Source organism: Pseudomonas sp. PLMAX (assembly GCF_046042685.1).
GTDB classification, from domain to species: domain Bacteria; phylum Pseudomonadota; class Gammaproteobacteria; order Pseudomonadales; family Pseudomonadaceae; genus Aquipseudomonas; species Aquipseudomonas putida_AE.
This window is the reverse complement of sequence record NZ_CP064950.1, coordinates 806575-831687: the sequence shown is the minus strand read 5'-3', so window position 1 is coordinate 831687 and position 25113 is coordinate 806575. Positions and strand designations below refer to the sequence as shown.

At 54.7% G+C, this 25113-nt stretch carries 38 protein-coding genes and 1 pseudogene; 6 read left to right on the top strand and 33 right to left on the bottom strand.

The features are described from left to right. From DKB71_RS37350 to DKB71_RS37325, 6 genes are all read right to left on the bottom strand, one after another. The gene (locus DKB71_RS37350; RefSeq protein ID WP_408601655.1) at nucleotides 1-1116 is read right to left on the bottom strand and encodes a hypothetical protein; all 1116 of its coding nucleotides are present in this window, start codon (nucleotides 1114-1116) and stop codon (nucleotides 1-3) included. Continuing rightward, complete coding sequence (locus DKB71_RS37345; protein ID WP_408601654.1) at nucleotides 1113-1892, bottom strand: hypothetical protein; 780 nt, start codon at nucleotides 1890-1892, stop codon at nucleotides 1113-1115. The genes DKB71_RS37350 and DKB71_RS37345 overlap by 4 nt, the downstream gene beginning before the upstream one ends. A 71-nt stretch (nucleotides 1893-1963) precedes the next feature. Next, nucleotides 1964-2800 (bottom strand): VWA domain-containing protein, encoded by an 837-nt coding sequence (locus tag DKB71_RS37340; RefSeq protein WP_408602312.1) that lies wholly within the window; start codon nucleotides 2798-2800, stop codon nucleotides 1964-1966. Between the two features lie 109 nt (nucleotides 2801-2909). Further along, entirely contained in the window at nucleotides 2910-3542 is a 633-nt protein-coding gene (locus DKB71_RS37335) for a hypothetical protein (protein WP_408601653.1), read from the bottom strand. A gap of 68 nt (nucleotides 3543-3610) precedes the next feature. Further along, on the bottom strand, nucleotides 3611-4027 hold the full coding sequence (locus tag DKB71_RS37330) for a hypothetical protein (RefSeq protein ID WP_408601652.1): 417 nt from the start codon (nucleotides 4025-4027) through the stop codon (nucleotides 3611-3613). Nucleotides 4028-4364: 337 nt separating this feature from the next. Continuing rightward, nucleotides 4365-4955 carry a hypothetical protein gene (locus tag DKB71_RS37325; protein WP_408601651.1) on the bottom strand — a complete coding sequence of 197 codons (591 nt, stop codon included), beginning with the start codon at nucleotides 4953-4955 and terminating at the stop codon, nucleotides 4365-4367. 679 nt (nucleotides 4956-5634) lie between these two features. On the opposite strand from DKB71_RS37325, the gene DKB71_RS37320 reads away from it, so the two are divergent. The 6 genes from DKB71_RS37320 (at nucleotide 5635) to DKB71_RS37295 (ending at nucleotide 8819) form a co-directional block, all read left to right on the top strand. Further along, nucleotides 5635-6702, top strand: a complete 1068-nt coding sequence (locus DKB71_RS37320; protein WP_408601650.1) for a hypothetical protein — start codon at nucleotides 5635-5637, stop codon at nucleotides 6700-6702. A 41-nt stretch (nucleotides 6703-6743) separates the two neighbouring features. Then, complete coding sequence (locus DKB71_RS37315; RefSeq protein WP_408601649.1) at nucleotides 6744-7043, top strand: hypothetical protein; 300 nt, start codon at nucleotides 6744-6746, stop codon at nucleotides 7041-7043. Nucleotides 7044-7395: 352 nt separating this feature from the next. Further along, complete coding sequence (locus DKB71_RS37310; protein ID WP_408601648.1) at nucleotides 7396-7782, top strand: hypothetical protein; 387 nt, start codon at nucleotides 7396-7398, stop codon at nucleotides 7780-7782. A gap of 102 nt (nucleotides 7783-7884) precedes the next feature. Next, nucleotides 7885-8154: a hypothetical protein gene (locus tag DKB71_RS37305; RefSeq protein ID WP_408601647.1), complete on the top strand. Its 270-nt coding sequence runs from the start codon at nucleotides 7885-7887 to the stop codon at nucleotides 8152-8154. Between the two features lie 115 nt (nucleotides 8155-8269). Then, nucleotides 8270-8452, top strand: a complete 183-nt coding sequence (locus DKB71_RS37300; protein ID WP_408601646.1) for a hypothetical protein — start codon at nucleotides 8270-8272, stop codon at nucleotides 8450-8452. Between the two features lie 37 nt (nucleotides 8453-8489). Further along, nucleotides 8490-8819, top strand: coding sequence for a hypothetical protein (locus DKB71_RS37295; RefSeq protein ID WP_408601645.1), 330 nt, complete (start codon nucleotides 8490-8492; stop codon nucleotides 8817-8819). On the opposite strand, the gene DKB71_RS37290 is transcribed toward DKB71_RS37295, so the two are convergent. From DKB71_RS37290 to DKB71_RS37160, 27 genes and pseudogenes are all read right to left on the bottom strand, one after another. After that, nucleotides 8813-9574, bottom strand: coding sequence for a hypothetical protein (locus tag DKB71_RS37290; RefSeq protein ID WP_408601644.1), 762 nt, complete (start codon nucleotides 9572-9574; stop codon nucleotides 8813-8815). The two genes, DKB71_RS37295 and DKB71_RS37290, sit on opposite strands and share 7 nt — an antisense overlap. Further along, a complete protein-coding gene (locus tag DKB71_RS37285; RefSeq protein WP_408601643.1) occupies nucleotides 9574-9906 on the bottom strand; it encodes a hypothetical protein in 333 nt (110 codons plus the stop codon). The genes DKB71_RS37290 and DKB71_RS37285 overlap by 1 nt, the downstream gene beginning before the upstream one ends. 1 nt (nucleotide 9907) lies before the next feature. Beyond that, nucleotides 9908-10093 (bottom strand): hypothetical protein, encoded by a 186-nt coding sequence (locus DKB71_RS37280; RefSeq protein ID WP_408601642.1) that lies wholly within the window; start codon nucleotides 10091-10093, stop codon nucleotides 9908-9910. A gap of 418 nt (nucleotides 10094-10511) precedes the next feature. Next, nucleotides 10512-12098, bottom strand: a complete 1587-nt coding sequence (locus DKB71_RS37275) for an IS200/IS605 family accessory protein TnpB-related protein (RefSeq protein ID WP_408601641.1) — start codon at nucleotides 12096-12098, stop codon at nucleotides 10512-10514. Nucleotides 12099-12199: 101 nt separating this feature from the next. Next, nucleotides 12200-12298: pseudogene (locus tag DKB71_RS37270) on the bottom strand (IS607 family transposase); the annotation flags it as partial. After that, nucleotides 12286-12837, bottom strand: a complete 552-nt coding sequence (locus DKB71_RS37265; protein ID WP_408601640.1) for a hypothetical protein — start codon at nucleotides 12835-12837, stop codon at nucleotides 12286-12288. The pseudogene DKB71_RS37270 and the gene DKB71_RS37265, both read right to left, overlap by 13 nt. A gap of 127 nt (nucleotides 12838-12964) precedes the next feature. Further along, complete coding sequence (locus DKB71_RS37260; RefSeq protein WP_408601639.1) at nucleotides 12965-13228, bottom strand: hypothetical protein; 264 nt, start codon at nucleotides 13226-13228, stop codon at nucleotides 12965-12967. A 41-nt stretch (nucleotides 13229-13269) separates the two neighbouring features. Next, nucleotides 13270-13551, bottom strand: coding sequence for a hypothetical protein (locus DKB71_RS37255; protein WP_408601638.1), 282 nt, complete (start codon nucleotides 13549-13551; stop codon nucleotides 13270-13272). 38 nt (nucleotides 13552-13589) lie between these two features. Further along, nucleotides 13590-14048 (bottom strand): hypothetical protein, encoded by a 459-nt coding sequence (locus tag DKB71_RS37250; RefSeq protein ID WP_408601637.1) that lies wholly within the window; start codon nucleotides 14046-14048, stop codon nucleotides 13590-13592. A gap of 144 nt (nucleotides 14049-14192) precedes the next feature. Beyond that, nucleotides 14193-14735: a hypothetical protein gene (locus tag DKB71_RS37245; protein WP_408601636.1), complete on the bottom strand. Its 543-nt coding sequence runs from the start codon at nucleotides 14733-14735 to the stop codon at nucleotides 14193-14195. Further along, complete coding sequence (locus tag DKB71_RS37240) at nucleotides 14735-14959, bottom strand: hypothetical protein (protein ID WP_408601635.1); 225 nt, start codon at nucleotides 14957-14959, stop codon at nucleotides 14735-14737. The genes DKB71_RS37245 and DKB71_RS37240 overlap by 1 nt, the downstream gene beginning before the upstream one ends. A 215-nt stretch (nucleotides 14960-15174) precedes the next feature. Further along, on the bottom strand, nucleotides 15175-15687 hold the full coding sequence (locus DKB71_RS37235; protein WP_408601634.1) for a hypothetical protein: 513 nt from the start codon (nucleotides 15685-15687) through the stop codon (nucleotides 15175-15177). Nucleotides 15688-15926: 239 nt separating this feature from the next. Then, entirely contained in the window at nucleotides 15927-16817 is an 891-nt protein-coding gene (locus DKB71_RS37230; protein WP_408601633.1) for a hypothetical protein, read from the bottom strand. Between the two features lie 312 nt (nucleotides 16818-17129). Continuing rightward, complete coding sequence (locus tag DKB71_RS37225) at nucleotides 17130-17381, bottom strand: hypothetical protein (protein ID WP_408601632.1); 252 nt, start codon at nucleotides 17379-17381, stop codon at nucleotides 17130-17132. Then, nucleotides 17374-17604 (bottom strand): hypothetical protein, encoded by a 231-nt coding sequence (locus DKB71_RS37220; protein WP_408601631.1) that lies wholly within the window; start codon nucleotides 17602-17604, stop codon nucleotides 17374-17376. Before DKB71_RS37220 ends, DKB71_RS37225 begins: the two co-directional genes overlap by 8 nt. Next, the gene (locus DKB71_RS37215; RefSeq protein WP_408601630.1) at nucleotides 17601-18542 is read right to left on the bottom strand and encodes a hypothetical protein; all 942 of its coding nucleotides are present in this window, start codon (nucleotides 18540-18542) and stop codon (nucleotides 17601-17603) included. Before DKB71_RS37215 ends, DKB71_RS37220 begins: the two co-directional genes overlap by 4 nt. A gap of 45 nt (nucleotides 18543-18587) precedes the next feature. Next, nucleotides 18588-19418: a hypothetical protein gene (locus DKB71_RS37210; RefSeq protein WP_408601629.1), complete on the bottom strand. Its 831-nt coding sequence runs from the start codon at nucleotides 19416-19418 to the stop codon at nucleotides 18588-18590. Nucleotides 19419-19527: 109 nt separating this feature from the next. Further along, nucleotides 19528-19860 (bottom strand): hypothetical protein, encoded by a 333-nt coding sequence (locus tag DKB71_RS37205; RefSeq protein WP_408601628.1) that lies wholly within the window; start codon nucleotides 19858-19860, stop codon nucleotides 19528-19530. Between the two features lie 145 nt (nucleotides 19861-20005). Continuing rightward, complete coding sequence (locus tag DKB71_RS37200; protein WP_408601627.1) at nucleotides 20006-20287, bottom strand: hypothetical protein; 282 nt, start codon at nucleotides 20285-20287, stop codon at nucleotides 20006-20008. 32 nt (nucleotides 20288-20319) lie between these two features. After that, a complete protein-coding gene (locus DKB71_RS37195; RefSeq protein WP_408601626.1) occupies nucleotides 20320-21816 on the bottom strand; it encodes a hypothetical protein in 1497 nt (498 codons plus the stop codon). A gap of 82 nt (nucleotides 21817-21898) precedes the next feature. Then, nucleotides 21899-22162, bottom strand: a complete 264-nt coding sequence (locus DKB71_RS37190; protein WP_408601624.1) for a hypothetical protein — start codon at nucleotides 22160-22162, stop codon at nucleotides 21899-21901. Between the two features lie 114 nt (nucleotides 22163-22276). Then, on the bottom strand, nucleotides 22277-22591 hold the full coding sequence (locus DKB71_RS37185; RefSeq protein ID WP_408601623.1) for a hypothetical protein: 315 nt from the start codon (nucleotides 22589-22591) through the stop codon (nucleotides 22277-22279). Nucleotides 22592-22646: 55 nt separating this feature from the next. After that, nucleotides 22647-22970, bottom strand: a complete 324-nt coding sequence (locus DKB71_RS37180) for a hypothetical protein (protein WP_408601622.1) — start codon at nucleotides 22968-22970, stop codon at nucleotides 22647-22649. A 40-nt stretch (nucleotides 22971-23010) separates the two neighbouring features. Continuing rightward, nucleotides 23011-23760 carry a DUF262 domain-containing protein gene (locus DKB71_RS37175; protein ID WP_408601621.1) on the bottom strand — a complete coding sequence of 250 codons (750 nt, stop codon included), beginning with the start codon at nucleotides 23758-23760 and terminating at the stop codon, nucleotides 23011-23013. 108 nt (nucleotides 23761-23868) lie between these two features. Then, nucleotides 23869-24120, bottom strand: a complete 252-nt coding sequence (locus DKB71_RS37170; protein ID WP_408601620.1) for a hypothetical protein — start codon at nucleotides 24118-24120, stop codon at nucleotides 23869-23871. Continuing rightward, a complete protein-coding gene (locus DKB71_RS37165) occupies nucleotides 24117-24548 on the bottom strand; it encodes a hypothetical protein (protein WP_408601619.1) in 432 nt (143 codons plus the stop codon). The genes DKB71_RS37170 and DKB71_RS37165 overlap by 4 nt, the downstream gene beginning before the upstream one ends. Nucleotides 24549-24559: 11 nt before the next feature. Next, the gene (locus tag DKB71_RS37160) at nucleotides 24560-25093 is read right to left on the bottom strand and encodes a hypothetical protein (RefSeq protein ID WP_408601618.1); all 534 of its coding nucleotides are present in this window, start codon (nucleotides 25091-25093) and stop codon (nucleotides 24560-24562) included. Nucleotides 25094-25113: the final 20 nt, after the last annotated feature.

Below are 25113 nucleotides of genomic sequence, written 5' to 3'. Positions count from 1 at the left end.
CTACACGCCAAGATCGTTCATGAATGCCTTGCCGTCCAGGTGAAGCATCTCTTGGCGAGGCACCTCCCCCTCCAAACCACATAACCGTATCAGGCGCGACCTATGCTCAGGCCAGAAGGCCTTTTGGATAGCTTCGAGAGTATCTGCTGAGGGAAACGCCTGAAGCGCCTCCAGCACGCTCTCAGGCGCTTGGTCGGAAGCAGTCAGATCCAAGACAGCGACCCATTGGTCAACCGATAGCACCTGGCGGCAATCCACGACTCCCTCCCCCAGCAAGCCCTTGATCTCCTCCCTGTCCCACTGGCGCATCAGGTAGGTATTGAGACCAGTCCTCAGTAGCGCCAGCTCGAAGCGTTCGCCATCAAGTAGATCCCCCGCCTGGCACACTTTGGCCAGCAGCTGATTCAACGACTCGGTCATCGTCCTGAGCATCGCCGGATACGGTTGCGAGTCGACCATCCCCTCGATGGCCCTATCGGCTACATTCGCCAGGGAAACGCCCCAGGACTCCAAACGCTCAAGCCGGCCAGCAGGCAAAAGTATCGGCAGGGTCTTGTGACCCAGCATGTAATCGCAGAACTGCTCCCTGGCCTCCTCCATAAGACTCTCGTGATCGACCTTTCCAAGCCGCGTAGAGATAAGCGTCATGTTGAGGTTAAGCCTGGCCAACTCCGCCTTACCTACCGGAGTATCGTCTTCGAGCTGCAACCGGCCCAAGTAGGTGAAAAGTGGCTTTTGCAGCGCCAGCGCACAGGTTCTGTCGGCGGCAACCAGGTGCATCAGTGGCGCCCAGAGAATCTCGCAAGGCTTGAAGGCGATCTCATCGATGCGAACGTTCGCATACAGGCCGTTATGACCAAACATATCCCGGAGGAATTGCTTCGCAGCCATCAAGTCCGGCCCACTGAAGGACATCTGATTGTTCTTGAAGAGCCGGGTGGCAAGCAGGTACTTCGCCGCATCATGCATTGTGCGGTCAAGATCAGCCTGGCGCCCATTGAACTGGGCGACAAAGCCATCAAACTTGCGCCGCTCACCCTCCCGAGCCGCCTTAAAGTGGCTGTGATAGTCGCCGCTATTGCGCCTTGTGACCGGCACAGCCTGTGGGATGTTCAACCCGCGTTGCCCAGGCGTTTGACATCAATAGCCTTGTCGAGCTCTTCAAGGCTCAACGCCTCATCGTGCCCCATGCAACCGACAATGATGGTGCCGTCAGGGCCCAGGATGTCGTCAGGCTGGTAAAAATCAGGGTTGCGCAGCCAGCGGTAACGCTCGGCATCGGTGGTCAAGGCTTCGAGGAAAGGTAGTGACGGGACTTCGGCACTTACCACCTGCACCAAGTGCCCCTTGCTGAGCTGCAAGCCCATCCGCACAAAGAGCCCCACATCCTCATCGGACATTTTCTTGCCAATCTGGATGACACCCTGGCCAGCTTCAAAAGCTGGTTTAAGCGCTGCTTTCAGATCAATCTCGTCATGTTGAAGCCCAGGGCGCGCTTTCGGCGGCGGGCAGCCGTTCGGAGTAACGCAAGGGTGTGGGTTGTCTTGGCAGCTCGGATCCGGGCAGGTGACCCCATAACCGTATGGCCAGGACTTCTCTGGATCCCTGGTAGGCAAGCGCTCGACATCAACTCCAGTAGCCCCGAAGTGCTTGTCGTAATTCAGGGTAAACGTTCGCAGCAGAAGAACCTGCTCGTTGCCGGCCAGGTAAGCCGGCATCTTTGGCAATGGGTCGCCCAGGAATGGCCCGGTGACCAACCTGGCGCTGCTCACTTCAGACAGCTCTTCGACGCCCGTCCCTTCAGTGCGCCCGTGGATACACACGATTTTGTTCGGGTCGACGCCAGCGGCTAAGAGTTTACCGAGATAGTCGTGCAGCTGTTTCAGACGCATGATGGCTTCCTGATGGCTTATTTTTAGACAAAAAAAGAGGCCCGAAGGCCCCTTTGTTTACTTGCGAACGATCAACGCAAAATGCCAGCCGCCCTGGCGTCTTTCAGCCACTGCGGGTATTCGATCATCAGCAAGCGATACATCTCGCTCGACGGTACGGTGGCCGGATCTTCGACGGCGAAGAAGCTGGCGTTGTCGACCTTGCGACCTTTGAGGTTGTCCAGGCCGATGAGGAATTTGAAGCCGTCCGAAGTCGCTCGGCGGGATGGAGTTGGCTTGGCAGCGGCTTGTGGCTCGGAAGAACTCCCACCAAAAAGTTTGGACAGCCAGCCCTTCTTCACTGGCTCGGCTTGCACAGCCGTGGACGATTCTTCAACAGGATCAGGACGGACATCAACGCCCAAACCCATGTACTGCACGAACACCGGGAGCTTCGAAAGCTCACGCATTACCTGCTCAACACGGTCAGGGTTGTTGGTTTCGCCATCGGTTACGAACTGCACGTAAACCGGCAGATCGCTGTCACCGTACTTGTCGATGAGCGCCTGCAGAGGCTTTTCGTAGGCAGTGGTGTGTTCCAGGGAGTGACGGCTCAAGATGTCGTCGACGCACTGCTTGTAATTGGACAGCCCGTATTCGCCAATATAATGGCATTGTCCACCAAAGGCGAAGACATCAATTTCACCATCGTCGTCGAACTGGAGTCCAAGTGCCATTGTTTGGGCCACAAGATCGTGAACCTTGCGTTTTTTGTACAGGTGATCCATCGAGCCAGAAATGTCCAGCACCAGCACTACGCGAGCGGTGTGAGCTTCCAGGTTGTGCTTCTTCAGCGTCAGTCGCACCGCCTTGACCAGCGGGACTAACTCAGGAGCTTGTTTTTCGACGTTATCAGTTACGGAATCCATCAATGCCTTCCTGTCAGTGGAGAATGCCGGGCCTGAAAACAAGACAGGCCCTTATGCTAGGGCCTGTCAATATACTCAAATTGTTTCAACTCGGCAAACCGCGCCTGCTTTACAGCACTTCAGGCTGAGGCTTCACCCTGACATCCAGCACAGTAACCGGAACGCCGGCTTTGCGAAGCTCTTCGTTAAACGCCTGAAGCAAACTCGCGTTCACCTTCTTGGAAAACGTGGGGAAGTCATTTATCTGAGCACGCGTATAAGCCGCGTATTCCTGTACGACCCTGTCCCTGAAGGTGGAATCCATATTTCCTACGAACCAGTCCTTCGAACTGTCTTGAGCGTAGATGATCGGATCTGTGATCTGAGCACGGATATCAACCGAGACATCGAAGTCGTCGCTGCGATATGAACGTGGTTCCCGGCCAAGGTCTTTCGCACGAACATAGTCAGTGCGGAAGTTGCTCTGGAGCTGACCCATATTGATCGAGACGACTTTTGTCGACTTCCAGACGGTGACCGTACCGGTCTTGATCGCTTCCGGCCTTACTCCCTCACGACCAAAGAGGTAAGGCTTATCGATCAGCACAACCGCCCAGCCTTCCTCCACCGCAACCGTCTTCATGCACGCAAAGTAGACGAAAGCACTCAACACGATAATGGCTGCGACTACAGCCCCAAGCACTTGCAGGGCGTTTACGGCTGACGAGCATTGGTTCTTAGATTCGGACACTACTTCCTCCATGGGGATTTCCTCAAAATTGGCCCAGGCTGGTGGTTAGATTCCAGCGCCGGCACCGCTAACAAATCAGATTATTTGAATGCCGATCCAATCACGGAAACAAGAACAACACCCAGCAACGTGGCCTGGAGCAGCAGGATCGCAACCCTGAAAGGCACCGGTAAATGACCATGTGCCTTAAGCAACCCGGTCACAAACTCGCTACGAGCTATCTTGATCAAACGAACGCGCCAGCGCGGTAACGGGATCCCATCAATACTTTCGAACGGCTTGCCTGCCAACGTGGCTGATGCCGACTCTGGAGCACCTTCTGGGTAGTCGATAGGCGGCGAGCTTCTGTGCTCTCGCCCATAGGCCGCTTCAGCCTGCTCGATGGCTTGTCTCAGCCTACCGCCGAACGCGCCGTTATCGCCGAGTCCAGGGCCTTCACGGAGCAGATCCAGAGCGTAAATCAGCCCTGGCAGATCTTCAGAGCTCGGCTTGTTCATTGGCCTTGCACCTCAACTGGAGCCTGATCCACAGGTACCATTCGCATGGTGCCTGGCTGCGCATACGGTTTGGAGGTTACATCACACGGCGCCGGGACAATGGTCGTGCGTATGTTCGGAACCGAGATAAAACCGCTATCCTCGGTGCCGAACTGATCAAACGAGGTAACCACCTGCGTCACCTTCTCACAGACGCCCTCTTCAACCGTGTGCTGCGTGTAAACCAAAGGGGTAAAGGTTGGCGCCGTTTCAGGCGGTTGTACGCTGCAGCCGCCCAGGGCAACTACCATGGGGATCGCTAAAAATTTCGTTGTTCTCGACACACTGCACCTCGGTATTAGTTCAGCTGGAACCCGTCACTACGCTTGCGGCCAAGGATTCTCTGGCTATCTGCGTCAATATTCCAGTTTTGTTGGATCACGGCCAAGGCAGCTTCGCTGGTTTGGATTTCGCAGTCAACGGCGGTAGCCGCAGGCTTATCCTGTCTCACAGCGATCTTCACAACCCAATCGTATTCGAGCTTGATGACCTTATCGACGAACTGGCGCTCCATGAAGTCGGAGGTGTAGCTGATGGAGTACAGGCATTGGCCGTATTTCGCCCCAGCACCAAGCCCCACGGGCACTGCGCCTACCAGCTCAACATGAGGGATGGTGTATGTCACCACGCGGGACTCGAGCTCCTCTTTGCCGACCTGTTTCCAGGTGCCGTCTATGCATGACCGGAAACGGCTGTCGCGCTCGATTACATGGCTCGGCTCATCAGCCTCACAGGCAGCGCCCAGGAAGCTCGCCTCATCGACCGGAGGTTGCGTCAGCGGCGCCAGCTGGATAACCGGAACAGAAAAGCTCTCCGGGAGGTATTTTTGACCCTGGCAACCGACAAGAATACAGATAAGCCCTACTACTAAGCCGATTTTGCGGATCATGGCGGTGAAGTCTATGGTGAAATTGGTTAAAGGTCTGGTTGTTTTTAGGTTGGAACCAATCGATCAGCAGAAGACAAAAACTAGCCCAGCGGGCTGGGAATACCGACTCCTCTCTCAGCAACGCCCACCCCTACAAATGCCCGATCAAACGGCGGCATCGACAGTTGTGCAAGGCGCGGCACAGGTGCATCTACGGTCACTTTGAAAGCCGGCTTCACGAACCTGTCCATTCCAATTCCAGGCAACTTCATGAGGCGCTCAAATTCGCGGCGCGACATAGCCACACGCGCAACAAGCCAAAGAGTGTCGCTGATCAAACTTGTGTACATTTTTGAGTTGCCGAAACGGAGGGGTGCAAGTTCTTGATTATCCTAAACATATGCAATGCATTGTCAATCGAATTCAGTCCGCCAGCCCTTGATTTTTGGGGCCTTGCGGGTATGTAGCACTGTGACCAGGGGTAATGAGAGAGTTTCGCCCACAAAAAAACCGCCATTTAGGCGGTTCGTTTGTGACGCTTCGGGTAGTAAAGCCGTAGCGTCGGCCCTTCACAGGAAGCTTACGACGTGGGGTGATTTTTACAGAGCCAAGTTGAATTTGCAACAGCCACAATAGCCATTAATTGACAGATTTCTAAAGTATGGCATAATCCTATCAATATCTATCCGGATTCATGACCATGCCAGTTCCCTACGACAAACTAGACAACGACACTTACACGGACGTCCTTGGTGCCACGCCTCGCGACGACGTTTTGCTGCACATGTTTCGCGATCCCAATGGGAAAGTGACTCGAACCGCTCAAGACGGCAGCACCGTCACCGGCAACTTCACCTCGGAATCCGAAACGACTGCGCGTGATCATGTCCTGCAGTTCGCCTCGACCAAGGTCACCGGCCTGAAGATCATCAAGACCCTGATGCTGAACAGCCTGCTGCCGATGAGCCTGGTGCACCGCCACGGTCTTTGCGCAGAGAAGCTGGTTCATTCCCAGCAAACACCCATTTTCTACGACACGAAGAACGAGAAGTTCGTCGTCCTGCTCGACAAGCGATTCTTGCGCGACATGGACTTCATTGAACTTAAGGTCGACCAGGAGTTATTCGACCGCTTCCGCAAATGCGTTGAAGCCTATCCGCACAATGCGGTTGCCGGCGAAACGCGTAACGTGGGTCTGCAGTTCGACACCATCGAAGAGATCCGCAACTCCTTTAACAAGGATGTACCGGACTCCCCGTTCGGGATGGCCAAGGCCTTGTACCGCCAGTACCGCCTGCTGCAATCGGCTGGTGAGAAGGTCATTGTCATCAAAGGCCTGACCAAGTTTCAGGAAGAGGCACAGCTGATCCAAGGGATCCGTGGCGATTGCAGCACCCACGCCATGAACACTTCGGCCTACTACCTCGAATTCCTGGTGGCCTACCGTTTTGGTCGTCAGTACTACCTGGCCAAAGCCAACGGCGAACTGGATCAGTCGAAGTCGTTCCACCTCGACAAAGCCAATCACCAGAACCCGCAAGATAGATCCTTCCGATTGGCGGAGAGCGAATCTAACCTGTTGGTGGTACCATTCTCCGACACCCAGATCGCCATGCTCACCAAGCTCGCCGACAAGCTCAATGCTTTCCACGATGAGGTCATGTCGTTCCTGAAGAGTTCTGAGCAGAAGACCGAGGTTCTCGATGCGCCGCTCGGTTCCGTTCAACCCCAAGGCCTGCTCCAGCAGCTGATGGGCCAGCAAAACTAATTTATGTGCCGGGCACTCGCCCGATGAGAAGGATTCGAAAGATGCAAATGTTGTTTGAAGCCATGGCGACTTTTGGCCAGTTGGCTTCCTATGCTGTTGTGGCTGCGCTGTTGTGGGTTCTTGCGGTCACCTGGTACGGCTCGTTCATCTGGGCGTTTCAACAAGGGAAGATGCTGCGAGGTCTCCTTTGCTTCCTGGTACCGGTGGCAGGTCTACTGCTGATGGCCTACCAATTCCTGAGCAACCGCTATGGCCAGCCTCAGGCACCCACCGGCATTCGCATTGAGCCCGCCCGCAGTGCCGCTGAGTCGCTGTTTCGCTCGGCGAGCTGGAAGCTCTGACCGAGCGCCTATGTTTGATTGATTCACCTATTCCCTGAAACTGGGGGTTGACCAGCTTAAACGGCCTGCTCAATCCTCGTTTTCCTTTGCGTTGGATTCTTCAAAGGTAAAAATATGCCAACCGGATTTCTCGATTTTTTGCTCTTCGTTGCAAGTGTTTTGCTCACTTTGACCGCCATTTACCTGTGGGTCACTTCGGTCGTGTACAACTGCTACAAATCACACTACAAAAAGTCATTTTTCAGCCTGATAATCCCGCCTTATGGGATCTTCATCGTTGCCGCTGGGATGTATAAGCGGGATACAGATCTCTCCGAATTCATGCTCTAGTCAACAAGGGGGGAACAACCTGATGAAAGCAGTAGGTCGATTCATCTTTCGTGGATGCGATGATAAGGACGGCTTGATTATAGGGGCCTCTTTCCGCTCCCATAATTTCAAACCAAACACCGTTTATGAGATCCGCGATGTGGTCGGAGAGCTGATGGTTTGCGAGGTTGGCGAATCGATCATTGCCGGACGAGACGAGACGTATCAGGAAGCTCCATCCCGTGATACCTGGGGCTCAGCGATTGGGGACATCTTGGCAAACCACGGCGCTGAGCTGATGCTCTCGCGTGCCGAATACGCGGTATTGAAATACCGGGAGCATCGGCAGCAGCTGATCAAGCACTACAGCGTTGAACAAGTAGTTCAATGGGAGCTTGAAGGTAAGGACTTGTACGACGTTGTTTTTTGATGCCTGCGCCGCAAACTAAGAATAGTTTCCGTAACTGTTCCATTGGCAACAGCTCATTGGTAACCTGGCCTTAAAATAAGACCAACAATGAGGAAAAAACTCATGAGCTACAATCGCAACTACAGCAAGAACTTCGGTACCGCGCTGATGGGCCTGGCCTTGGCCATCTTCTTCGTCTTCGGTCAGATCCTGCTGAACGTCGGGGATTGGGGCGTGGATTCGTCCGTCTACATGCCGTTTGCCATCCTGTTCGCCTTCAGCTCCGTGGCCACGTTCTTCACCGGCGCAGCCTTCTATCGCGGCGTGTTCCTCATGTCCGAGCACGTGATCAAGTCGAAAGCAGACCAGGTTGCACCTGCCGCCGCAGCTTAATCGGCACGCAGCACGACAAAACCCGCCGTTGGCGGGTTTTCTGTTTCTGGGAGGGAGGATAGTCGCCTGACAATTATTCGGCTATATTCGCAAAAAATGCTTTGAGGAAAAGCGAATGCTGACTCTACTCGGTGAATTGCTGCTCAGATTTATCACCAAACCTGACCCGAGCCAGCTGATAGATCGCTATGGCTGGGCCGGCGCTGCCTGCTTCTACATCGGCATACCACTGGCGATTGGCTTTTCAGTCTACCTCTTCCTGCGCAACTATCGTAAGAAGCCCAACAAGAACGCCTGACCCATCAACCACCGGCAAACCACCAGGAAGTACAGCAATGCTCGCCATTATTGGCTATTTGTTTCTTGCGACACTAACGTGCGCACTCACACAGCTTGCAGCTGCACGGAAAACGATTCTGTGGGACTGCATCGGGTGCATCCCCTTCTTTGCTTCCATTCTGTGCAGCGTGGCGTTCGGGATTCAGGTTATGGACTGCCTCCCAAGCCTGGAAACCTTCGCAGACTCAGTGCAGCTCACCTATCAGATTCTGGGCGTAGCCTTGTTCATCTCAGTGGGCGCGATCACTTCCTACGTGGCAGGTGGTGCGCTGCTCGCTAAAGCGTCTGCTTACGCACAAGCACGCCGCCAAAAACCAGCTCAGTGACGCGTTGCTGAAGCATCGAGCGCAGCCTGGCCAACCTTCAGCTGCGCCGAAACCATCTCAATCAGCTTCTTGATGCGGTTATCCGCATCAACTGCTGGCGCTTCAGCCGGGTTTTCTGCCAGATCCTTGCGCAGGACTCCCAGGGCAATCTTGAAGCCTTCGAACAAGCAATCGGTCTCCAGGGCCTGATAACCCGACTTCCCATCGCGTCGGCCCAGCGGGCAACCCAGGTTCTCGGTGGCCACGTGATTCTCGAAGGCTGCCATCAGCTCTTCTTCGGATTCACCAACTGTCTTCAGGTTCGGGGTCATTTGCTTGTTCTCGGTAGGGTTCATAACGGCCTGGTCGATGGCTTCGTAGAGCTCATCGTCAGGGGTTCCGGACATATCGGCAAAGGCAACAGTGGGCCTGGAGGTAGCGCGTGCCAGGCAATGGATTCGGATCATGAGGAAGTGACTGAACAGGTAACCGACCAGTTCGCCGTCTTCGTACTCAGGGCTCAGCGCCCTCACCTCTTCACCCAGCCGCTTTGGATCGATACGCATGATCGAGTCCGCCAGGGGCCGGATGGGGAATTCGTAGCTGTCGGCCACGGTAGCAAGGCGTTCTGCGAGCGCCGGCGAGACCAGCCATGCATGCGGTGTACGCCCATCATTGACCGGGATATCCAACGTGATCTCGTTGATGATGCCGGCCACCTCAGCATTGAGCTGAGTGCCAGACAGGATCACATGTTGGTTGTCATTAATTGCCATTACTTCTTGCCCTTGCCCCATTTCTGTTCAGCCTTCATGGCTTCTTTTACCCAATCATCGACTGAGTCATGTGTTTTGTTTAAATGGCTTCCCAGGAGGAAGGTCGACCCGGTGATGTCCAGAAAGGTTCGCTTATCGTCGCTCCAGTTGGTGCGGAAAACGATTCGATCCCGCAGCCATTGATACCACTTCCCGTAGTGCTGAAGATTTTTAGCCTGCTTGCGCGAACGTTCGATCTCCTCCATCGCAATGGCGATGACTTCACCATCACGGGGATCCAGCCTCTTGATCAGATCCATCATCTGATCAAGATTTGCCTTAACCTCGGCCATCTCAGCCCTCACTCCAGTTCGGATCGTCTTTTGCAACCAAAGCATCACCGTGCACGATCATTTCCTTGCCGGTGTCGCTTCGAACAACTTCCCAGTTACCTTCTCCGCCGTAGTTGGTTGGCTCGACAGTAATCACCAGGTTGCCGCTCTTCTTGAAGCGATATTCGGTGTTTGGTTCGATCTTCATGAGATTTCCTTTCGCTGAATGACCCAAAAATGAAGGTTAGCGCTTTCCGCTCACGATGTCGCTCACACACTTCTCACAAACACCAGAGCGGCACCAAACAGTAAAGCCAGCCTTGGTGCTGATCCGCTCCACGTTTACGACGATGGTTATCGAGCTGATCGCGCCACTGGCTTGTACTACAGGGTGTTCGCAGACCTTACAGGACTACCAGGCGCTCGCTTGCGATCCGTCCCGCCCGACCATCAACATTGGTCACTATCGGATTTAGCCAGCCGAGACTCATGAAGGATCTTGAACCGAACGGCCTTTCACGATCTCGTAGGCCGCTCCTAATATCCCGTTCAAACCTACTCATTTCGGTTTGTTCAGGTCGACCTCCGAGCGCGCTTTGAGGTCTGGTGGCTGAGACACGTTGCGCCTAGAACGGAATTTGTTCCAGGCTGGCTGAGATTTGGAGGCGGAACAATTTTGTCCGTTTCCTGGCCTCAACCCGCGTTGACGTGTACCACTTTCCGTACGCTGACATGGCCTTTTTGAGACACTTGGCTTCGTCTTTCCGGGCATCCTCTGGCGCCTGGAAAGTGCAAGGTCGACGCATGACAGGTACAACACTTTTGCGCGGCAGGCGGTCTTTCAGACCCATTCCGCGACGAGCAATCACAAGGCCTGCGGCCAAGTGAACGCTGTTGTCTGTTTGGTTCAGGTACTTCAATTTGCCGATGAAACTAGTGTACGCCGGGTTGACCACGATCACCTCCACACCTTCCTTGAAGGCGCGGGTTTCCAACGTCGAGCGAAATTTTCGGTACACCAGGGCGCTGACCACCTTGTTCAGCTTGGTGTCGCCGGCCCGACCCTTCTGCAAATTCTGTTTTTTCACCCGAAAATCGAGATCCTCGATCACCAGCGGCTTGCCGGTGAGCTTGGCCTGGGCCACGACCTGCACCGCTGCCAGTTGCAACGCGGTCGCGGTTTGCGGGCTGGTGACATCATGGTCAGTGCGAAACACCAGGTCGGCGCAGCCGACCTTGTTGCCCTTGCGGTCGACTTCGGTCACCGCCAGATGGTGGTTGTTCAGGTCAATGCCGATGGCGCCATTGCGCCGGTCGGTTGTGATCGTCTGGCCACTGCGTTCGGTGGTTATCAGCACGCGCCAGCCACGTTTTTCGTCGCGGACGAAGCGATAGCTCAAGGCCTGGCCAGCCGCTTCCAGGTAACGCGATTCCTTGTCCAACGGCCCAACAAACTCAGGGTCTTTGGCCAGCAGGCGGTAGTCCGCCTGCAGCTGCTTGCGCAGCCGATTCGACTGCAAGGCTTCATCCAGCCAGCGGCGGTCGTGACTGAAAGCTACGTCGGTGACGTAGCAATACTGGCCATGCTCGGCCTGCAAGGCGTCCGGTAGGCGGATTTTCAGAGTGTACAGGTCATCATCCTGCGGCAGCAGCACGCAGCCCTGGCAGCCGCTGTTCTCGTCTTTGGAGCCGAGTACGAAGAACTGGCTGCTGCGCTCCCGGCGCCACAGGTGCTGCCACTCCGCGTGGCTGGTCAGGCCGTTCTCGACCAGGTTGAACTGCTGGCGGAACAGCCTGCGGCTACCCATGCAAATCGACGGGCGCTTGGCCTCGAGCTGGCGCTCGAAGTCGACTTGGCGGGCCCGCAGGCGCTGAATGCGCACCTGGTGCTGGCGGATGTTGTCCAGTAGCCGGGCCTTTCTGCCCGGCAACAGAGCCCTGTCCAGCAGGGTGCGTTTCTGCTCGATGCGCTTGGCTTGCCGGGCGATCTTGGCCCGGCACTCGGCGATGTAGTGTTCGAGGTTGCTCAGTTGCGAGTCGATCTTGCCATCTGCATTACGGCTCAGGGCATTGAACTGCCGCCCGGTGATGCCGTTCTGCTTGAGGAAAGCGTTTTTGTCGACCTTCTCACCCTTTGAACGGGTCGCTATCGCGACCCGCTCCAGGCGCGAATAGAGCTCGGCATAGGCGTCCAACGCGGCGATCACGGACACGTCAGTACCACGCGGGAGGCGTGTCTGAATCGTCGTGGTTCGGGTTGGAAGCTGTATATTCATACAGAAACCATAACGATGAATTGTCAGGCTGTCAAATCCTATGCAGCGAGCTGCCGATTTTTCCTGGAACGTGCGCCGTAGAGCCTTGCCGAGAACACGGTCATGAGTTCGATAACATCGGCCACTAGGCGGTTTTCACTTGAGCTTGATGAACGGAGTTGTGGCTTGCATCCTGCGACTCCACCGGGCTGGCGGGTTGCTTGAACACCGGTAACGCACCGGCCTGCTCGCGAACGGCCTTCATCCCCTGCTCGTCGTAACCCCAGACGTTAGAGTCGTTGAAGCGCTCAGGGCCTAGGAAACCAAGAGGTAGGGGAATTCCATCGCGGATATAGTCCCGGAAGGCCTCTACCAGGGCGCGTAGCGTGCCGCCGTTCGAGAAGCCCTTCCATCGCCCACCCCAGGCAGTCTTTTGGGTCAGGATCGCCTTCTGGGTGTAGTCATCGACAAACCAGATCTTGCCGAACTTATCGATGTGCATGCTGGCGTAGGTCTGATTGCCCGCGTTGTAAAAGAAGCGACGACCGTGGTCAGCGATAATACGGATGACCTGATTCACCTGCTCCACGCGCTGGTGTTTTTGTGCCATTTTTGTAGCCAAGATGACCTCGATATCCTTGATTATCTGCTTGCACTCTTTGGCGTTCTGCCGCTTCTCGGCCTGAGTAATTGCCATTTCGACCTCGCTGTAACCTCTGGAGGCTACTTTCCTAAAAGTAACCTCTACGGGCTACACCACCGCCCGACATGACGAGTAGCCCGTGAGGGCTACGTTCTGGTTGCGAGAAGTGAGCCCGGCAGGCTCAACCCTCAGATTCGTTCTTGGCCAGCACCTGGGCTTTCAGCGATTCGATCTCGCGAAGCATTTGGTTCATCGGCAGCAGAACAAGTTTGTCGATCTTGAGGTTGACCAGATTGGTAGCGCTCATCAACGCCTCAACCGCCATCTTGGGGTCGTTCTCAGTCAGCATGTCAGTCGCAATGCGATCCAGCTCAGTAGCTCGACGCCGCAGTTCTTCGGCCATGTCGGCGACAATTTGTGCGGTACCAGTCATTTGAATTGCCATTTGAAGCTCCGGGATTCAGTAGTCAACTTTGAGTTTACAACTCAGTGCCTGATTTCTTTCAATGGCTTGATTTCAGGCTGTGCTGGGTGCTTCGGCCTGTAAATCCGATCACCAAACCCTTCCAACTGCTCGTTGGTGATCACTGCACAGATCGCAAATGCCTTAAGCATGCCGTACAGCGAGTAGGTCGCTGGTTGCTGCGCTCGAGGCTCATTTGCCTCGTCAGCCAGGTCGATCAAACGGCACTGCTCACGAACGGCGGATGAGCCGAAGTCAGAATTTTTGACGCTAGCGATTCGCAGCGCAGCAGTGACTTCAGTCACCAGCGATTCCAGCTCAGCAGGGAGCGTGTGTGCTCTACTCATTGCGACTTACCTTGTTCAGATCCAGAGTATTGAGGCTTGGAGCTCAAGGCCAGCCAAGGCTCAACGTTTTCACGAAAGTACGGTTCGAGCTTCATGGCCTGGGCAATGCCCGGATCCACGTTCCCCATGTGCCCACCGGCCTGGCTTCTCGACCAGTAGCGGCGCATCTCATCAAGCATTTCACTGACGGTACCGCCACTCTGCAAGGCGTGCAGCGCAACACGGACACAATCACCAGTACCAGGAACGCGCCCATCGGCCAAGGCCTCCATAGAGCCTTGCTCGGTAACACGAATCACCGGAGGAAGAGCCCCGTACAGCGCGATGATTGCGCAGGCGATTACAACCGGGTGACCGGGGAATACCAGGTCAGCTCCAGACACGTCACGAATCCAAGACAGGACTTCGCCGGTCTCAAGCAATTCAGGTATCTCGTGTTCCAATGCGCTGCTCATAACAACAATCCTTGCTGGTGGTGAGTGACAATATAAGTATATTAATACTATACCCAATAGAATGCAATTAAATGGCCATTTATTTTCGTGCTTCCAAAACGCAAAAAGCCCAGCAATGCCGGGCCTTCTAGCTTGTTTCGTTCATCAGCTATCAAAGCAAAACAGGAGCCTGATTTCGCCGTGTTCCGCCCTTGCCTTCAACGCTTTGAGGTTCTCGAAAAACCTTCGACTAAGCTCTTTCCGATAGGTGCTTGTCGCCCCCTGTTTTAAGGTAACCACCTGGTCGTAATCGAATTCGACAAGCTCGCTCAGGCCGACCCAGGAAAAACCATATCGCTCACTGTCTGCATGGGCACGCTCGTTCGGGGTTGCTGCTGCTGGCGCTGGATGCGCCCATCCCCCATACCCGGACTCCCCAGCAGAAGAATCAGCATAGGGGGCCATCGCATTAAGTGCCGCTTCAGTCGTGTCGTCGGGTAGACCTCGCCGCCGCGCAATCGCGTCATTCAGTGTACGGCCTCTTACGCCGGCCAAGAACCCGAAAACCTCGTAGCTCTGCCAGGAAACGGTGCTCAGAGGCGTCACGACCTCCGGATCCCAGTCGATATCGGCTTCATTCTCGGCGTGAATGCACTTCCAGCCGTCAGCCTGGCGCTGCTCGATAGCCACGTAGATGTTGGTTCCCATCAGCGTGGAGGCTCCAGACGCTTAGGTTGATCAGGCGTGTGGTTCCGATCTGAGTTCAAGTACCCAACAGCCAACGCACTCAGCTGCTCGTAAGCGTAAATGCTGGCCAGCGCCGTCCACCGCAACAGCACTACGGAGATCATCAGTGCCGCCAACACCAGGAATCCCATGGCGTGCACGACTTTTTCCAGCGGTGTGTGGTTTCTCTCTCGATGCAAGATCATCTCGACATCCTCCCCTACAGGCAGCCGGAGCTGCCGATCTTGTCAGCCTGACAGGTTCGCGCAATGCGCTTGATGCCGGCGATGAGCCTGGAGCGTCCGCCGCTTAAGTAGCAGCTTCGCGGCCTTGCCCTGCTTTGGGAATCTCTTATCCTCTTCGCCGGCAAAAGGCGAGACCACCTCAGCGGTCGGGATCCCTTGGATTTGCTCGAAGCGGGTCAATCCATCACCTTCACGGTCAACTCCAGGACGGCGCCAGCATCGATTGCTCGCTTATCGAGCACCACCACTCGGCTCTTCTCACCGGTGGTCAGCACAGCGTCATGCGCCTCATAGGCGATTTCCATCTGTGGTACGGAGCTCAACTGACGCCCCGATGATTTTTTGTGAATGCTGAAGTCAGTGCGAACATCGATCTTGCCGTCTGCCCGGATTTTCGGAGAGATGGCCAGCGTCTGACCGACTTCCATTTCCTTCCAAACCTCTTCGCACAGCCCGCTACCGCAGGTGCTCTCGGCCATATAACGCACCGGGACATCCAGGACTTTGACCTCAAAGCGCCCACCAGACACCACAGGGTTGCTGAATTTCACCGGGGCCTCGCCGTTGTATACAAGGCTGGCCTCGATGAAAACGCGCTTGGGTGCAGTTTCAGCGGCGGAGACTGGAGTAACTGGTGCCAAAGCAAGGGCCGGGGCCGACAGCAGGCCCATGAGCAGAAGAGATTTCATCCGGGATAATCCTGTATGCGAATAATCAGTTAGCCGCGCAGGCCGAACACCGATCCTCTCGGGACGTGGCGCATCAGCTGCACGGTGAATAATCAGGGGTTTTCTTAAAAACGGCGGCAATCATATACCATAAATTGCCAGCGTTTCCTGCTATTTTGGCAATTCTTATGAATCACGCACACCAACAAGCCCACCTAAAATCACGTGACCGAAGGTTGAAGCCCCATCCGGTGATAGGGTCAAGTGGTTGCGGTCTGTTCCACTGCATGGTTTGCAGCATATTTTTTTAGTTTTTTCGCCTGTATCGTTATGTAGCGCCTTGCATCGAGCTCAAGCATTATCACATCTTTTTTTCTCAACATCCTTAGGGTTGCGGATGCTTTGAACACCAGGGCTCTATCGCTGGTTACAAATATGCATTGCCTATCCATTATGAAATATATGTACAAAAAATCATTTATTAGACTCGTTCTTCTATCTCGTTTCTTCCCGGTAGGCTTTAGAGGAAATACCGAATCCCCCTTAAACCGCAGATATACCGACGCCAAGATGTACGTCATAAAAGCCTGAACACGCACTGATTGAGAGTATCCTTCAACCAGATCAAAGACCCTAAAGTTATTATTTATAACAAGCTTTCCATTGAATTTAACGGGTCGTGCGGTAATTTTTGCACGGCCAGCCAGACCCTGAGCGTTGAAAATTTCGTAAGTATGAGATTTCGGCATCTTGAATCTTCTACCGATGATATCTGCAATCTCCTCATGAGTCTGATTCTCGAAATCTACTCCGAGATACGCCTCGATCTGCTTCAACAATGTATCGAAAAGGCTGAAATTATCAAAATGCACCGACTCAAAATCTGACTTTGTTTTTAACATTTTTGATGGGTCGCATTTCGCTGTGTATTTCATATCACGATGAATCCAGACCGGTTCCTTTCCAGACCCTTTGTTGTATTCATAAAACAAGGTTGCATCGCATGATAGCGAGTTGCCGTAAGACGTTAGCCCTTTAATAATTCCATCGCAGGCGTACCTGTAGTACTCCTCAGAAACATCATAGGAATTAGCATTCCACTCAGTCGGAAACAACTCTGTAGCAACGCAGTTATCAAGAAAAACTTCCAAAAAAAACCTCATATCCTATTTTGCAGAAGCACCGAAATTGGCCCGCACAAGAATCATATGACACCGATTTACAGTATTTCATCCGTTTTTTCAAAAAAATCAAAATTGGCGTTTTCACGCGAAGCACTGAGAATTTAGATGGCCTACTCGAAGATGATCTCAGGCTCGACGTCAGCCCCCGCGATCTTCCATTTTTGATTGAGGATCGCGGTGTAGTTCGGAAGGCGTGAGCGATCATCCATCCTGGTCACTTAAGCACTGCTCGAACGGCAGTTAATGTCGCTGAGCTGGCCAAGATTGCCTGGGAGGCGGTCAACGATTGCCGTTTCGCGCATAAGCCTTGTCAGCGAACATGCCAGGGAGCTTTTTGATGTCCAGCCTGTAGCCTCGATAACCCACGGCATATTCAGTGACCATCACCTGTTGTTGCCTGTAGGTCAGGCCGTGGATAAAGGCTTTGAAGCGCTCGGACTGGAAAGGCGCAAGCTGCATGCCTTCCGCTTTGTCTGCCCGGCCAGCCTCAGTGCACTTAAGCTTGAGGTCATTGAACGCCTGCTCATTCATGGCTCTGACCTTTCGATTTCTCAGGGATGGCGGCAGTTTTTAGGCTGGCAGTCTGCAAGAACCGCGACGGAGCCCAGTCGCACACCTCGTCTGCAGAGATGTGGCCGTACATCATGGTGCAACGCCGGCAATGCACGCAGTCGCCACAGGTCATGCCTTCCGGCAGGTTCATTCGGTCGGAGTCATTGGGCACGCGGCGGTATGGTTCGCGTTCTGTAGTCATGCTTTCACCTCATTGAGCGCGGCGGTGGCGTCGATAACTCCGTTGTGAGTCTCTACCAGATCCGCCCACAAATCTTTGCTGTAGCCTTGCTTCGCGAAATACTCCTCGTCCACCCTTCCAGGCAACGCAACAGCGCCTGGAACCGGCTGCACGGTGTAAAGCGCCTTTATGTTCTTGGCCTGACCCGAGGCGATTGCCCAATGAGGCGGCATGTCCCGCTCAATACAGACCTTGAAGTCCTTTGGGCCTTCCGTGCTTATCCAGGACGCCCATTCGTGTTCATAGGCATACGGCTTCACCTGCCCACGCTCCAGCTCTGCAATCCGAGCCTCAAGCTTAACGATGGTGGCCTGGGCTTCGGCGTACTTTTGCAATTCAGCTTCGCGCTCGGCCCTCTGTTGCGGTGCAGAATGGCACCCACTGCAAATGTGTTCGTTATCGCCGATTTCTAGGCAACAAGTTTCAGCGGCGCAGGTGTCGCAAATCGCGAAGTGCTTGAATTCAGTGTTCAGGGCTTTTTCCTCAGGTTCTGCACTTGCGGACAGGACGGTCTCTATTTCGGCATCAATCTCGTTGCAATAGCCGTAAATGTCCTGGACGTCCGGCAGACCATTGACGCAGTCGCGGACGGTTGGGCGTATGTTTCCATCAATGTGATGTCCTGCAATTCGCCTCAGCAACGCATCCCGTCCAGCCAGCTGAGCACGTAGGGTTGCGTTCTCAATGGCCAGTGCCGAGTCGTCTTGAGTGCCAAAGCGCTCTACATATGATCGAAGCGTTTCGGCAGCACAGTTCAGTGCAGCCGGCTGAAAGGTTTGTCGATCCAGCCAATAGGCCAAAGCAAGTACCCGCTCCTGCTCCGTCTTTCCGTTGGCACTCAAATACAGTGCCTCCTTAACGTCCTCGGCCACCGGCACGCTGGGTGCTCCATTGTTCATGTCATGCTCCAATCTGTTTTTTACTTCGGGTCGACGCTCGCCTGCTTAGGCACGCTTTCGAACATCGAGTCGCTCGACGACTTGCTCGAAGGACTGCGCGGGTTCAACAGCCGTCTCCCCGTAAATCTTCCAGCTTTGGTTGAGAATCGCGGTGTAGTTTGGCGGGCCGAACTTGTTCTCCGCCCCAAGCGTCCCTCTCTCCCCCTTTGGCCGGCTCCAGCTCGGTTTGACCTCGAAGACTCCAGCCGGATGGTCGACACCCGAGAAATCCAGAAACCACGCGTATTGGTTCGACTTGTCCCAGCGCTTGGAGACCATCTGGTAATACTTGTCAGCCTGGGCCTTGTCCCAGTTGTTAAGTCCCATCAGGCGCTTCATGACCTGATCAAACTTATTTTCGATATGGGCTCGGCCAAGGTGGAAGCACTTATGGCAGTCCGAACACAGCGTCATCAGACCTTCCAGGCGCTGAACGCCGACCTTCAGCCCGGTGCTGGAGCGAAAAGCCACTCCCCGCTCGGGATAGTGGTAGCTCCAGACCTCGTGTACATCAAGACTACGGGCCATTGAACCGCAGAGCTCGCAGATGTTGTTGTTACGGGCAATCAGCGGCTTGCGAAGGGCATTCCAAGAGTCCCAGGTCAGCAGGTTGGACAGGCTGGATCCCCAAGACGTCCGAGGGATCAGATCCCCCAGCGTCGACTTGGCATTGCTCAACAGCGCCGGGGTGCGCTCATCTGAAGTAAGGCGATCACCTCGCGCAATCCGCCCGCCGTCCAGAGAGAAGAAGCGATCTCCAAATTCAGCAGGAATATGCTTCCAGGAACTGATCTTGGTGCGCTGGATCAAGGACGACAGGGGCGGTAGAGCGATCATTAAAAAACCCTAACAATTATTGAAAATTCGGCTGGTGCTTCTGAACACTGGCTTTCCATTGTTCATTGTTCATTTCACGCTAAAAACCACCGCGAGGAGGCAGCCTCTCTTAAATTCCCATCGAGCGCTTCATGTCCGCAAAAACAGGTTCTAGAGCTACGCAATCAGCCTTTGTGGATGCCGAAACTACAAAATGGGTTGCGCCACAGTTTTGGCAGTCGCCGAACTGGACACCATGCCGAACCGGAACCAAGAGCACCTGATCTCTTGATTGATCAGCGGTGATGAGCTTTCCGCATTCTGCACAAGGAAACTTTGGCAGAATTACGCTTTCCATCCGCGTCTCGTTAATGAACGCATGAACCTTTGCACTCGTAGGTCGCGCCTCAACTGCAGCCGCTACCCGTTGCTCCCGCGTACCACGATTTTTTGCCTGACCCATAAACGGATTCCCTTGTGAGTTTGGAACACGAAATCCGCATCCCGCTACCGAAAAAGCCCTGCATGGCAGGGCTGTGTGTTCAGAAACTGATCTTACGGCATGGGAATCGAAGTGGAATCGATTGGCAGGTTTTCACTGCTTTTTCTTACATCTGAGAAGATGTTAAGACATTGCCTTGAAGCCGACCCCAGCGAACCAACGGCTTCCCGTGGTTGTCATGACCAATAAGGATTCCATACTTGATTCGCGGTTTTATGTTTTCGATAAACTGCACAAAGTCAGGACTCAACAATGAGCCAGCCTCGAAGCAGTAATTTCCTGCCGCAACCCCACAGGCAATACCCAAGATGTCATTGTAATTCGTAAAGTCTTTTTCCTTAAAGACAATCAGGGTATTTTTGCCTTGGCGCTGTATGTCTACGATCATTGCCTACCTTCCTATTTTAGCCTTCTTCGGTCTTAACGCTCAGGGGCTGCGGTGGCTGGGTTCGAGTTTTGTGGGACTTCAACCAGTTCACGCAGGCGCTGGCGCCAGTTGCTGAGAGCCTGAGCCTCGATTACAGCCTGACAGCCTTCTTCGTGCTCGTGCGCCTCAGCATGATCGTGCGGAGCCCAGGCGCCACAAGACACGCAGCACCAGTCACGATCAAGCGTAGGCTTGGCGTCGGCGTCTTTGATGATCGTCAGCACCTGCTGCTTTTGCAAGACCACATGCTGATCATCAACTACCGGTGCCGTGTCCTTGTCGAACTTGGCCCAGAATGCCTTGGTTTTCGCACGCTGCTCCTCGGACATCTTGTCCAGGAACAACTCCGGGGCTGCGGTGGCCAGGCCACGGCTGAGCTTCTCGAAGTAACCGCGAGCTTGCCAGAACTGCCAGGCATTCTCTTCGGTCAGCGTTTGGTAGGAGTCTTCGCCGTTCCAGACGGGCTTGTAGTGGCGCAGGCGCTCGAATTCCAGCTCAAACAGGGCCTGCTCAGACAGCTGTTCCAGGCTACCAGCTTCCGGCAGCTTGATACCGACTTTGCGGCAGGCGTCCTCACGGGCGATCTGGATCAGCGTATCGAGGATCATGGTGATCATAGCCGGCTTAAGGCCGGAGAGCCGATCCTCCTGCTTGAGGCGGCAAAACATGCCCAGCGGATCCGTTGCGTACTCTGCCAGGGACATCATGAAGTGTTCGCGCAGTGGCTGGCGAGCGCTCATCTGAGCGTGCAGAACGCAGAACTGCTCAACCAGCTTGCTGTTGGCGTACTGGCCTGGGAAGTCTTTCTCCAGGGAGCGCCACAGATCCATGGCATCGCTGGCAAACTCGACGTGAATCATGTTTTCCTGGGAGACCTCACGCGGCGCCGGGGTGCGGCCCAGGGCTGCCCGGATGTTCGTGGCCAACTGCTTTTTGAAGCCAAAGCTGTCAGAGCCGATCAGATCCAGGCAGTCGTACAGGGTCTGGGTGTCGACCAATGTGAACTTCGAGCCCGGCAGTGGCGCGGTATGCATAGCGCTAGCGGTCTCCGAAGGCACCGCCTGGGCCAAGCGCTCCCCTTCCACGCCCAATGAGTCACGGAAAGCATTGCGGTGCTCTAAACGCATTTTAGACAGCGTGCCGGTCAGCCAGTCGATAACCCAGGAAGAGTGAACCGTTGCACTGCTCGTGAAAGCCTGCTTGAGCGCATCGATCAGCTGGCGAGACACCTTGGTGCTGATGTTGGCCGAGTCCAGCTCCCACTGGCGTTCGAGACACTTGAGCTCGAGGTTTTCGCACTTCTGCGCCAGTTCGACCGCACGGATCTGCTCACCGTTGAACTGACCTTTCGTGATGTTCAGGTCGTTATCCAGCTGCTGGAGGGTGGCAATGCTGTTTTTCAGCGCCAGCCGCTGCTCTTGGGTAATTCCCTGGTCAGCCAGCATGTCTTGGAGCTGACCGATAACGGTCGAGGGAGCTTCTGGTTTCATGGCGTCTTCCTTGCGAAATGAGGGTGTTTTCGTAGGCAAATATTAAGGCTTCACCACGAAGATGTCAATTTACTATCAATGTTTAGGACGTGAATCGCTTTTTCTTGATGTCGTAGCCGATGGCGACGTACATGTCCCACAGGGTGTCGTGGGAGAAAGATGGCAGCTCGGGCGCGATTTCGACTGAGCATTCTTCGATCCACTCCACATGCGCCCACACTGGAGGGTACTCTGCGGCCTTGTAGGCGGTGAAACGGCGCCACTCCCGCTCAATGTACATGGCCAGGCTGAAATGCGCCCTGGCGCCACCAGGCTTCGTTCTGTGCGGCACCCAAAAGCGATGCACTGCGACATCCACACCATCCCGCTTCAATAACGCAAAATACTCGCGAGGCTCAGTAGACCGGCGAACCTCACGCGGGACGTCGGATTCTGCAATCTCTATTCGGGATGACATCGCTTACGCTCCCGCTCGCAACTGGGCGGCGCGGGCTTTTCTGTTGTGGAACCAGGTCGATGCAAACAAACCCAGGAAGCCTGGAACACAGCCTGCGATCATCAAGCCAGAGTGCTCTGGATAGCCATGCAACTCAAAAGGCCCGCCACTCCACAAGAACATCACCAATACACAGAAAAAGAAGCCCAGCACGATGGAAAGAAATCCAAAGAAGGCGTTAACGGAGTGATCAAAAACGGTTGGATTGGCGACGGTTCGCGTAAAAGACCCGCTCATGACGGAGAAAACGAAAAGAATGACGGCGAGACAGTTGAGCATTTGGCATTTCCTTATGATTGATTGAGCGGGGGTGTGACCCAGAGAAGCTTACGTTTCAGCTGTGATCACAAGAATCTTCGCCTTCCAGCTCGGCTGCTTTCGCCTTGACCGCGTCTGAAAGAATGAGTCCAAGCGCACCGGGCATAGAACTCATGGCCAGCACAAACGCGACTGGGGCAAACCCTCTGAGTTTAAAATCTAGAAGGTCGAACATACCCAGCAACATCAATGAAAAGGAAAAGCCAATGATTATTGATGTTAGGCCGCATATCACAAGGACGGCAAAGTCCTCTGAATCAGCTCCTTTTTTGGGAAGCTTGGCCAAGACTCCAAACGCGAACGACAGCACAAAACAGATCACTCCGGCTAAGAATGGCATGGGTTTACTCCGAGAATTTTTGGGGGTTGTGGTGTGGGGATCACGCTTGCCAGCCAACGGCGCGATCAAAGTCTTCTGCGCTCATCGGCACACCGGTTTTTGAGATCAGCAGGAAGGCTTTCTTGGCCTCCTCTGGAGTGGCATCACGAATGACCGTTGCAGATACGCGGGCGCCAGCAAATGCCCTGGTGGTGCGGTCGAGAAGCTCCGCCATGTCATCGAGCGCATCTTCGCCGTAATGCTGGTTTTCATCCATGTATCGGCGCATGAACTTCATCGGCGTGATGCTACGGTTGGCCGGGATATGACCCAGAGCCGTCCACGCCGGCAAGCACAGCGTGTTATCACGGGTTTCTGGAGTGACGAACTTCATGGAGGCGGAAGCGTGATCCAAGACCAACACCTCATCGCCGAGGAATACACGTCGTTCGGCTGGAGAGTAATCGGCCTCAGGAGCTGCCCCTTGGAGCAGCATCCAGGCCAGCGTGGCTAAGCGGTGTTGGCCATCGAGTAGCAGGCAAGCTGGAGAGCGTGCGCAACCCCCTACCGTGAACTGGCCACCCACTGGGCCTAGGCGGTCTTTAGCCAGCCGTTTCAGGTCAGCTTTTAGGCCCGGCTGCCAGAGCAGGAAGCCACCGATAGGGAATCGGCTCATGATCGAAACACAGAGGGCCTCGACGTCGCCCTTTTCCCATTGGTACGGGCGCTGCATAGCTGCAGGTACAAGGAGGCCGGACGAGACATCTGAGATGAACGCCGAGAGAAAGCTGTGTGATTCTGTGATTTCCATGCCGGGGAGCCTCGGGCTGGTTGTGCTTGCATGAGGTTCCCCTCAGTCCATCCAGAGACTATAAAGCCCTAGAGGCATACATGCAAGCAATTTCCCCGCAAAGAGAGGTCAGCCCAACGATTGCAACCGATGCTTCAAGTGCCGGCCAGCAAAGATCAACGCCAGGCTGAGCAGCACGTTAAAGCCAGCCACCATGTAGGTGAACGTCGAGTACAACCCAGCAAGGCTGCACTCCCCTCCGCATTGCAACGAAGGGTGGGTAATGACAGAGGCGATGAAGGTCGTCAGGGCAACCACCAGCAACAGAAAGCCGATGCACTCCAGGATACGACCTTGCGATTTCTCAGGTGCCTTGGTCATACCGCACCTGTCCGCTGAAGGTCAGTCGCGATGGAACTGTCGCCCAGGCTGAAATTGCCGTTGTACGAAGGCGTGGAAAGCCTTGCATTGAACGAGATCCCGCGAACGTTCAGCTCGGGCGTATCCACCGGCAGCACGATGTTCAGGGCTTCGATCTCGTCGCGTTCCTGGTCACAGAGGTACAGCGGCACGTCGTTCGCCTCACACCAGGCCATCGCCTCGCGGATCTGGGCGGAAGGCTTCACCATATGGATGATATGGTCGAATACGACACCCTCTACGCCCTCGCCTGGGGTAGACCAGGCCGCATGGAATGACAGATCCACCGCCAGCGGGTCGACGTAGAAAATGTTCTTCTCACGCTTGAGTGCGTGCAGCATTTGAGACTTGCCGGCGCCCGTGGCACCTGTAACCAACGTAATTTTCATGATGTTCGGTTTTAATCCGCGTTCCTGATAGGTGTGGCGCTGAAAGTGATTTTTCGCTCAGTTTCAGCCATTTGTCCAAACTGCCCAAAACGGGTGACTGGGAGTTCAAACAGTCCCTTTGTGCCTTGAGCCAGGTAATGGGTGGTGCTTGAAATCAGCGCCGATTTTGGCGGCTGAGTATCAGTCATGAATGTCTCGACCTTGATGGCGACATCACCAACAGGGCGAAGCTCAGGGGTGATTTCAACGCTGAAGCGCCGGATCCCCAGGTCATTTTTCTCAGTCGAATATTCGAAAGAAAAACGGCTGCCTGATCGAGTAGAAAAGCACGCTGTGCCAACCCTGAACTCCATTTTTTGAGCAGAGCTGTCTGGGTTTTCCTTCAGGCTGAGCAGCTCAAAGCCATTCCAGGTTCCAACCGGCTCAGGGTAAATTGTCGGGTAGAAGTAGCCTGAACAAATGCTGTCTGTCGGGCTCGCCAAGCTGAAGCCGCTGGCTCCAATGCCTGCAAGAAAGACGGCGACCGTTAACGGTTTCAAACGCATTTTCATCACCTTCACGCCCC

Coding starts and splice junctions, on each gene's coding strand:
- DKB71_RS37160 (WP_408601618.1), bottom strand. CDS start 25,093: ATGCGTTTGAAACCGTTAACGGTCGCCGTCTTTCTTGCAGGCATTGGA.
- DKB71_RS37320 (WP_408601650.1), top strand. CDS start 5,635: ATGCCAGTTCCCTACGACAAACTAGACAACGACACTTACACGGACGTC.
- DKB71_RS37250 (WP_408601637.1), bottom strand. CDS start 14,048: ATGAGCAGCGCATTGGAACACGAGATACCTGAATTGCTTGAGACCGGC.
- DKB71_RS37205 (WP_408601628.1), bottom strand. CDS start 19,860: ATGGGTCAGGCAAAAAATCGTGGTACGCGGGAGCAACGGGTAGCGGCT.
- DKB71_RS37225 (WP_408601632.1), bottom strand. CDS start 17,381: ATGAATGAGCAGGCGTTCAATGACCTCAAGCTTAAGTGCACTGAGGCT.
- DKB71_RS37240 (WP_408601635.1), bottom strand. CDS start 14,959: ATGATCTTGCATCGAGAGAGAAACCACACACCGCTGGAAAAAGTCGTG.
- DKB71_RS37165 (WP_408601619.1), bottom strand. CDS start 24,548: ATGAAAATTACGTTGGTTACAGGTGCCACGGGCGCCGGCAAGTCTCAA.
- DKB71_RS37185 (WP_408601623.1), bottom strand. CDS start 22,591: ATGCTCAACTGTCTCGCCGTCATTCTTTTCGTTTTCTCCGTCATGAGC.
- DKB71_RS37245 (WP_408601636.1), bottom strand. CDS start 14,735: ATGGGAACCAACATCTACGTGGCTATCGAGCAGCGCCAGGCTGACGGC.
- DKB71_RS37210 (WP_408601629.1), bottom strand. CDS start 19,418: ATGATCGCTCTACCGCCCCTGTCGTCCTTGATCCAGCGCACCAAGATC.
- DKB71_RS37285 (WP_408601643.1), bottom strand. CDS start 9,906: ATGGCCGAGGTTAAGGCAAATCTTGATCAGATGATGGATCTGATCAAG.
- DKB71_RS37315 (WP_408601649.1), top strand. CDS start 6,744: ATGCAAATGTTGTTTGAAGCCATGGCGACTTTTGGCCAGTTGGCTTCC.
- DKB71_RS37335 (WP_408601653.1), bottom strand. CDS start 3,542: ATGGAGGAAGTAGTGTCCGAATCTAAGAACCAATGCTCGTCAGCCGTA.
- DKB71_RS37175 (WP_408601621.1), bottom strand. CDS start 23,760: ATGGAAATCACAGAATCACACAGCTTTCTCTCGGCGTTCATCTCAGAT.
- DKB71_RS37295 (WP_408601645.1), top strand. CDS start 8,490: ATGCTCGCCATTATTGGCTATTTGTTTCTTGCGACACTAACGTGCGCA.
- DKB71_RS37300 (WP_408601646.1), top strand. CDS start 8,270: ATGCTGACTCTACTCGGTGAATTGCTGCTCAGATTTATCACCAAACCT.
- DKB71_RS37235 (WP_408601634.1), bottom strand. CDS start 15,687: ATGAAATCTCTTCTGCTCATGGGCCTGCTGTCGGCCCCGGCCCTTGCT.
- DKB71_RS37195 (WP_408601626.1), bottom strand. CDS start 21,816: ATGAAACCAGAAGCTCCCTCGACCGTTATCGGTCAGCTCCAAGACATG.
- DKB71_RS37265 (WP_408601640.1), bottom strand. CDS start 12,837: ATGGCAATTACTCAGGCCGAGAAGCGGCAGAACGCCAAAGAGTGCAAG.
- DKB71_RS37220 (WP_408601631.1), bottom strand. CDS start 17,604: ATGACTACAGAACGCGAACCATACCGCCGCGTGCCCAATGACTCCGAC.
- DKB71_RS37305 (WP_408601647.1), top strand. CDS start 7,885: ATGAGCTACAATCGCAACTACAGCAAGAACTTCGGTACCGCGCTGATG.
- DKB71_RS37325 (WP_408601651.1), bottom strand. CDS start 4,955: ATGATCCGCAAAATCGGCTTAGTAGTAGGGCTTATCTGTATTCTTGTC.
- DKB71_RS37290 (WP_408601644.1), bottom strand. CDS start 9,574: ATGGCAATTAATGACAACCAACATGTGATCCTGTCTGGCACTCAGCTC.
- DKB71_RS37330 (WP_408601652.1), bottom strand. CDS start 4,027: ATGAACAAGCCGAGCTCTGAAGATCTGCCAGGGCTGATTTACGCTCTG.
- DKB71_RS37310 (WP_408601648.1), top strand. CDS start 7,396: ATGAAAGCAGTAGGTCGATTCATCTTTCGTGGATGCGATGATAAGGAC.
- DKB71_RS37170 (WP_408601620.1), bottom strand. CDS start 24,120: ATGACCAAGGCACCTGAGAAATCGCAAGGTCGTATCCTGGAGTGCATC.
- DKB71_RS37340 (WP_408602312.1), bottom strand. CDS start 2,800: ATGGATTCCGTAACTGATAACGTCGAAAAACAAGCTCCTGAGTTAGTC.
- DKB71_RS37260 (WP_408601639.1), bottom strand. CDS start 13,228: ATGGCAATTCAAATGACTGGTACCGCACAAATTGTCGCCGACATGGCC.
- DKB71_RS37200 (WP_408601627.1), bottom strand. CDS start 20,287: ATGATCGTAGACATACAGCGCCAAGGCAAAAATACCCTGATTGTCTTT.
- DKB71_RS37180 (WP_408601622.1), bottom strand. CDS start 22,970: ATGCCATTCTTAGCCGGAGTGATCTGTTTTGTGCTGTCGTTCGCGTTT.
- DKB71_RS37345 (WP_408601654.1), bottom strand. CDS start 1,892: ATGCGTCTGAAACAGCTGCACGACTATCTCGGTAAACTCTTAGCCGCT.
- DKB71_RS37280 (WP_408601642.1), bottom strand. CDS start 10,093: ATGAAGATCGAACCAAACACCGAATATCGCTTCAAGAAGAGCGGCAAC.
- DKB71_RS37215 (WP_408601630.1), bottom strand. CDS start 18,542: ATGAACAATGGAGCACCCAGCGTGCCGGTGGCCGAGGACGTTAAGGAG.